At 72.4% G+C, this 6,919-nt stretch carries 5 protein-coding genes; 2 read left to right on the top strand and 3 right to left on the bottom strand.

What is annotated here, in order from left to right:
- Positions 1 to 436 precede the first annotated feature (436 nt).
- A complete protein-coding gene (locus ABZ135_RS34510) occupies positions 437 to 1,003 on the bottom strand; it encodes a MarR family transcriptional regulator (RefSeq protein ID WP_356701591.1) in 567 nt (188 codons plus the stop codon).
- Positions 1,004 to 1,146: 143 nt separating this feature from the next.
- On the opposite strand from ABZ135_RS34510, the gene ABZ135_RS34505 reads away from it, so the two are divergent.
- The gene (locus tag ABZ135_RS34505) at positions 1,147 to 2,424 is read left to right on the top strand and encodes an MFS transporter (protein ID WP_356701597.1); all 1,278 of its coding nucleotides are present in this window, start codon (positions 1,147 to 1,149) and stop codon (positions 2,422 to 2,424) included.
- 6 nt (positions 2,425 to 2,430) lie between these two features.
- On the opposite strand, the gene ABZ135_RS34500 is transcribed toward ABZ135_RS34505, so the two are convergent.
- Together ABZ135_RS34500 and ABZ135_RS34495 are read right to left on the bottom strand one after the other, a co-directional pair.
- On the bottom strand, positions 2,431 to 4,071 hold the full coding sequence (locus ABZ135_RS34500) for a SpoIIE family protein phosphatase (RefSeq protein WP_356701589.1): 1,641 nt from the start codon (positions 4,069 to 4,071) through the stop codon (positions 2,431 to 2,433).
- Positions 4,072 to 4,177: 106 nt separating this feature from the next.
- Positions 4,178 to 5,602, bottom strand: a complete 1,425-nt coding sequence (locus ABZ135_RS34495) for an NAD(P)/FAD-dependent oxidoreductase (protein ID WP_356701587.1) — start codon at positions 5,600 to 5,602, stop codon at positions 4,178 to 4,180.
- Between the two features lie 317 nt (positions 5,603 to 5,919).
- Between ABZ135_RS34495 and ABZ135_RS34490 the strand changes: the two genes are divergently transcribed.
- Complete coding sequence (locus ABZ135_RS34490; RefSeq protein ID WP_356701585.1) at positions 5,920 to 6,687, top strand: helix-turn-helix domain-containing protein; 768 nt, start codon at positions 5,920 to 5,922, stop codon at positions 6,685 to 6,687.
- Positions 6,688 to 6,919 lie beyond the last annotated feature (232 nt).

Below are 6,919 nucleotides of genomic sequence, written 5' to 3'. Positions count from 1 at the left end.
CCTTTGTACTCACCCTCGCGGGCTTTCCTCCGGGCGCTTCCTTCGTTTCCGACTCTATCAGATCTTTCCGATCCGATTTCCTCGGTGCTTTCCGGTCCCTTTCGCTTTCGCTCCGGGCCCTTCCGGCGGTTCCGACTCTATCAGATCCTTTCGGGCCTGATTCCCGGTCAGCGGGAGTTGTCTTCGCGGCTGTTGGGCCGTTCCGACGTCTCAAACTCTAGCGGATTTCCCCGGCGGCCCATAATCGAGCCTTTCGAAATGAATTTCGGCATGCCGATATTCGTCCCGGTTGGGAGATCGTGCGGAGTTGAGTGCCGCTACTGCGGCGGGAGTGGCTGTCGGAGAACCGTTCCGGCCCCGCGACAACTCGGAGAACACTACGCACGCCCGAGGGGCGTGTCAAGGCCCCCCAAGGGAGCCTCCTCGGCCCGGTCCGTCAGTCCAGGTCCGTCAGTCGGCCGCCGGCGTCCGGCTGGGTCAGCTCCACCCGGCGCAGGAGGCGGATCAGCATCTCGCCGAGCAGGCCGCGCTCCTCCGTGGAGAGGTCCTGGAGGAGCTCCTCCTCGAAGTCGGTCGCCATACGCATGGCCTCGAGCCACTTCTGGCGGCCCTCGTCCGTCAGCTCGACGATCACGCGGACCCGGTTGTTCTCGTCCCGGTCGCGGGTGACCAGGCCCTCGCCCGCCATGCGGTCGATGCGGTGGGTCATCGCGGCCGGGGTGAGGCCGAGGCGCTTGGCCAGCTCGCCGGGGCCCAGGCGATAGGGGGCGCCGGAGAGCACCAGGGTCTTGAGGACCTCCCACTCCGCGTTGCTGATGCCGAGGTCGGCGACCTGGCGGCCGTACGCCACGTTCATCCGGCGGTTCAGCCGGCCCAGGGCGGAGACGACCTTCTCGACCTGGGGATCGAGGTCGCGGAACTCGCGCTGGTAGGCGGCGATCTGCTCGTCGAGGCTCGGCTCCTGGGGGGCCTGGGTGCCGGACGGCGCGGGGGTGTCGGACATGCGGCCGAGTATCCCACGGAGCTCGTTGGCGTTGAAGTCCTTCTATGTGTATCTTTAAGCATCGAACTTTAGTGTTGAAGTCTTCAGGGTTCAGGGCTACAGACCTGAACCCGCGACCGAAGTGGGTGAGCGTGACCAAGGCGATGGGCGCGGCGATGCGCCGGATTCAGGCAGGCAGCGCGCTGAGCGCGTTCGGACTCGGCTTCACCGTGCCGTACCTCTATGTGTACGTCGCTCAGGTGCGGGATCTGGGCGCGGGCACGGCGGGTGTCGTCCTGGCCGCCTTCGCCATGGCCGCACTCGTCGTCCTGCCCTTCAGCGGGCGGGCGGTCGACCGGCGCGGGCCCGTGCCCGTGCTGCTCGTCGCCTCGCTGCTGGCCGCGCTGGGCGCGGTCGGGATGGGCTTCGCGTCCTCCGTGGCCGCGGCCGTCGGGTCCGCCGCGCTGCTCGGCGCCGGTACCGCGGTGATGCAGCCGGCCCTCGCGACGATGATCGTGTGGTGCTCGACGCCGACCACCCGCACCCGCTCGTTCGCCATGCAGTTCTTCCTGCAGAACCTCGGCCTGGGCGTCGGCGGCCTGATCGGCGGCCAGCTCGTCGACGAGAGCCGCCCCGGCAGCTTCCTCCTGCTGTTCTCCATCGAGTCGGCGATGTTCCTGGTGCTCGCGGGCATCGTGCTGACCGTGCGGATGCCGGAGTCGCCCGCCTTCCAGGGCGCGCGGCCGGCCGCCGCGAAGGGCGGCGCCGTGCGGACGCTGCTCGGGCACAAGGCGATGGTGCAGTTGTGCGTGCTGGGCTTCGTGCTCTTCTTCGCCTGCTACGGGCAGTTCGAGTCGGGCCTCGCCGCGTACGGCACGGAGGCCGCCGGGATCGCGCCGTCGACGCTCGGCATCGCCCTGGCCGCCAACACGGCGGTCATCGTGGCCGCGCAGTTCCTGGTGCTGAAGTTCGTCGAGCGCCGCAGGCGGACCCGGGTCATCGCCGCGGTGGGTCTGATCTGGACCGTGGCGTGGCTGTGCGCCGGGTACGCGGGCCTGGGCCACGGCAGCCAGGCGATGGCGACGGCGGCGTTCGTCTCCACGTACGCGCTGTTCGGCCTCGGTGAGGCCATGCTGTCGCCGACGGTCGCGCCGCTGGTGGCGGATCTGGCGCCGGAGTCGATGGTGGGGACGTACAACTCGGCCTTCGCCCTGGTGAAGCAGTTGGCGCTGGCGGTCGGCCCCGCGGTCGGCGGCCCCATGGGTGCCTCGCTGCACGGGCCGTACATCGTCACCTTCGTCCTGTTCTCGCTCGGCATCACCGTGCTGGCGGTCCGGCTCGGCAAGCGGCTGACGCCGGCGCAGAACCAGCCGTCGCTCGCCGCCAGGCCGTCGAAGATCGTGGCCCGGCACGAGCCGGCGAAGGAGACCGCCGCCGCCTGAGGTGCCTTACGGCGCGTCCGGCAGGGCGAACTCGCACCACACCGCTTTGCCGCCGCCCGGAGTGCGGCGGCTGCCCCAGGACGAGGCGATCGTCGCGATGATCGAGATCCCGCGACCCGCCTCGTCCTCCGTTTCCGCCCTGCGGCGGCGCGGCAGGTGGTCGTCCCCGTCCGTCACCTCGATGATCAGGCGGCGGTCGGTGCGGCGCAGGCGCAGGCGCATGGGCGGGGTGCCGTGCTGGAGGGAGTTCGCCACCAGCTCGCTGGTGGCGAGGACGCCGAGGTCGCGCAGCTCCACCGGGAAGCGCCAGCTCGCGAGGACGCCGGAGGCGAAGGCACGCGCGCGTGGTGCCGCCTCGACGCCGCCGAGGAGCTCCAGGGCCGCGTTGTGGAACAGCTCGGCGTCGGCTCCCGTGCGGGCGGGGTGCTGGAGCACGAGCACGGCGACGTCGTCGTCGTGCTCGGCGGTGACGCCGAGGGAGCGCAGCAGGCGGTCGCAGACGACCTGCGGGGTGCCGGTGGCGCCGGACAGGGCGCGCTCCAGGGCGGCGACGCCCTCGTCGATGTCCTCGCGGCGCCGCTCGACCAGGCCGTCCGTATAGAGGACGGCGGTGGAGCCGGGCGGCAGGGCGATGGTGCCGGAGGTGTGGAGCCAGCCGCCGGTGCCGAGCGGCGGCCCGGTGGGGTCCTCGGCGCGGCGGACGGTGCCGTCCTCGTCGCGGACGAGGATCGGCAGGTGGCCGGCGGAGGCGTAGACGAGCTTGCCCTCGTTGGGGTCGTGGACGGCGTAGACGCAGGTGGCGATCTGGCTGGCGTCGATCTCGGCGGCGAGCCCGTCGAGGAGCTGGAGGACCTCGTGCGGCGGCAGGTCGAGGCGGGCGTAGGCGCGGACGGCGGTGCGGAGCTGGCCCATGACGGCGGCGGCGCGGACGCCGCGGCCCATGACGTCGCCGATGACGAGGGCGGTGCGGCCGGCGCCGAGGGTGATGACGTCGTACCAGTCGCCGCCGACCGCCGCGTCGGTGCCGCCGGGCTGGTACGTGGCGGCGATCCGCAGGTCGTCGGGCTGCTCCAGCTCCTGCGGGAGCAGGGAGCGCTGGAGGGTGACGGCGGTCTCGCGGTGGCGGCGCTCGCTGGCGCGGAGCCGCTCGGCGGCCTCGGCGTGGTCGGTGACGTCGGCGGCGTGGACGAGGACGCCGCCGTCGGCGAGCCGGGGGCTCTCCACGGGCAGGCAGGTGACGGTGTAGGAGCCGCCGTCCTGGGTGCGGCGGGACTTGACCGTGCGGGGCTTGCCGCTGCGCAGGACCTGGTCGAGCAGCGGGAGCAGGCCGAGCTCCTCCGCCTCGGGGCAGGTGTCGGCGACGGTGGCCCCGGCGGGGCGGGGCCCGAAGGCGGCGGCGTACGCGTCGTTGACGTAGGCGATGCGGTGCTCGGGGCCGTACACGAGCGCGACCAGGCCGGGAAGGCGGCCGACGATCTCGCGGACGGTGAAGTCCTCGAGGGCGGGGACGTCTGCGGCGGCGTCGGCGGGGTGGTCCGGCCGGGGCCCGTACTCACCGCGGGCCGCGGGCACGGCGCCTTCCGTCCCCCGGGCCGCCGCTCGGCGCTGCGTACCGGGGAGACGGGCGCTCCAACGGGTGAAGTTCACGGATCTGTATGCCTCGTGGTGTCGTTGCCGTGCAGAGTCACTCTGTGCAGGTGTGAGCCCACCTATGGTCACACGTCCAGTGTGGACGAGTGCACTGACAGTGATGTCAGGCCGAAGACTCGCCCGGGTTGTCGCCCGGGGACCTGTCCTTCGGCGTGGGGGGCGGTGCGGCGGCCAGTTCGAATTCGGCCCTGGGGTGTTCCAGGGAGCCGAGGGAGACGATCTCGCGTTTGAAGAGGCCGGACAGGGTCCATTCGGCCAGGACGCGGGCCTTGCGGTTGAAGGTGGGGACCCGGCTGAGGTGGTAGGCGCGATGCATGAACCAGGCCGGGTAGCCCTTGAGTTTGCGCCCGTAGACATGGGCGACGCCCTTGTGCAGGCCGAGGGAGGCCACGGAGCCGGCGTACCGGTGCGCGTATTCCTCGAGCGGCTGGCCGCGCAGGGAGGCGGCGATGTTCCCGGCGAGCACCTTGGTCTGGCGGACGGCGTGCTGGGCGTTGGGGGCGCATTCCCGGCCCGGCTCTTCGGCCGTGACGTCGGGGACGGCGGCGGCGTCGCCGGCGGCCCAGGCGTGTTCGACCCCGTCGACGGTGAGGTACGCGGTGCAGCGGAGCCGACCGCGTTCGTTGCGGGGCAGGTCGGTGGCGGCGACCAGCGGCGCGGGCTTGACGCCGGCGGTCCACACGACGGTACGGGTGGGGAGCCGGGTGCCGTCGGAGAGCACGGCGACGCGGTTCTCGCAGGATTCGAGGCGGGTGCCGAGACGGACGTCGATGTTGCGGGCGCGCAGCTCGCGGATGGCGTAGCGGCCCATCTCCTCGCCGACCTCGGGCAGGATCCGGTCGGTGGCCTCGACGAGGACCCAGCGCAGGTCCTCGGGCTTGAGGTTGTGGTAGTAGCGGGCGGTGTAGCGGGCCATGTCCTCGAGTTCGGCGAGGGCCTCGACGCCCGCGTAGCCGCCGCCGACGAAGACGAAGGTGAGGGCGGCGTCGCGGAGGGCGGGGTCGCGGGTGGAGGAGGCGATGTCCATCTGCTCGATGACGTGGTTGCGCAGGCCGATGGCCTCCTCGACGGTCTTGAAGCCGATGCCGTGGTCGGCGAGGCCGGGGACCGGGAGGGCGCGGGAGACCGAGCCGGGGGCGATGACGAGCTCGTCGTAGCCGAGCCGGACGTGCCCGGCGCCCTCCTCCTCGGTGGCGAGGGTGGAGAGGGTCGCGGTGCGCTCGGCGTGGTCGATGGAGTGGACCTCGCCGATGACGATCCGGCAGCGGTCGAGGACGCGGCGGAGCGGGACGACGACATGGCGCGGGGAGATGGAGCCGGCGGCCGCCTCGGGCAGGAACGGCTGGTACGTCATGTACGGCTCGGGGGTGACCACCGTGATCTCGACCGCGTGGCTTCTGAGCTCCGCCTTGAGCTGCCGCTGCAGGCGCAGCGCGGTGTACATCCCGACGTAGCCGCCGCCGACAACGAGAATGCGCACAGGTTCGGTCACTGTCCCATGACGCAACGCCGACCGGGGTTTGTCCACAGGCCCGGCAAATTGTGTGACCGGAGGGGTACGGAGGCGCGGGGTGGCGAAGGAACCGGCCGCGCGGGGAAGTGCGCAGGTCAGGGAGGGGGTGGCGGGTGCGGCGCGGGGCCGGAATCGGGAGGGTCCGGGTCCTTGCTCCGATCGGGGGGCGCACCGTGCGGAACTGCCCCTTCTGAATTGACCCCGACTCAACTATGTTCGTACTTCGTCGGGATGTCGGATCACCGCGCGTGGACCCTTGAGCGCGGCTCGGTCGGACCCCGTGTCAGGGCGGGGAGTCTCCGGGGGGAGACATCATGAGCGGGGGAACGCTTATGCAGATTCAGGATTCGTACGGCCAGGTCCGTACGGCGACGCAGACGGTGCCGAACGGGCGTTCCGCGCCGCTGCGGGTGGACGCGCAGCGGAATCTGGAGCACGTGCTGCGGGCCGCGCGCGAGGTGTTCGGGGAGCTCGGTTACGGGGCTCCGATGGAGGACGTGGCGCGGCGCGCCCGGGTCGGTGTCGGCACCGTGTACCGCCGGTTCCCGAGCAAGGACGTGCTGGTCCGGCGGATAGCCGAGGAGGAGACGGCGCGGCTCACGGAGCAGGCGCGGACCGCCCTCGGCCAGGAGGACGAGCCGTGGTCGGCGCTGTCCCGGTTCCTGCGGACCTCGGTCGCCTCCGGTGCCGGCCGGCTGCTGCCGCCGCAGGTGCTGCGGGTGGGCGTCGACGAGGTGACACTGCCCGCGGGGGCGGCGGAGGACGAGGCGCGGGTGCCGCAGCAGCGGGCCTCCGTCCCGGGCGCCGCCGGTGCCGCGGGGGCCAACGGGCTCGGGGAGCACGCCGACCAGCGGGTGGTCGCGCCGCGCGCGGTGCCGGCGGCCGAGCAGGACGACGCCGGGGCCTCGGAGCTCCTGGAGGTCGTGGGCCGGCTGGTGGAGCGGGCGCGTGAGGCGGGCGAGCTGCGGACGGACGTGACGGTGTCCGACGTCCTGCTGGTCATAGCCACCGCCGCGCCGGCGCTGCCGGACGCGGCCCAGCAGGCGGCGGCGTCGGCCCGTCTCCTCGACATCCTTCTGGAGGGGCTGCGCTCGCGGTAGCGCGGTGAGTCGCGGCGCGCGGTGAGGCGGTGGCGCCTCACCGCTCCGACACCGGTACCGGGGTGGCGCGTCGAGGGTCCGGGTGGACCGTCGAGCATGACACGAACGGATGAGCGGTTACGCCCGGACACGGGAAGTCGCCCCGGACGAGTGGTAAGTGGACGCGGGGGTTCGGCGTGCCCGCGCTCTGTGGCAGGCTGGGCCGGTATTCGGTCCGAGCGTGCATACGGGG

It is taken from the genome of Streptomyces sp. NPDC006339, assembly GCF_040612775.1.
In the GTDB taxonomy this organism is placed as follows: domain Bacteria; phylum Actinomycetota; class Actinomycetes; order Streptomycetales; family Streptomycetaceae; genus Streptomyces.
The sequence above is the reverse complement of the archived record's forward strand: the minus strand, read 5'-3'. Positions and strand labels throughout refer to the sequence as shown.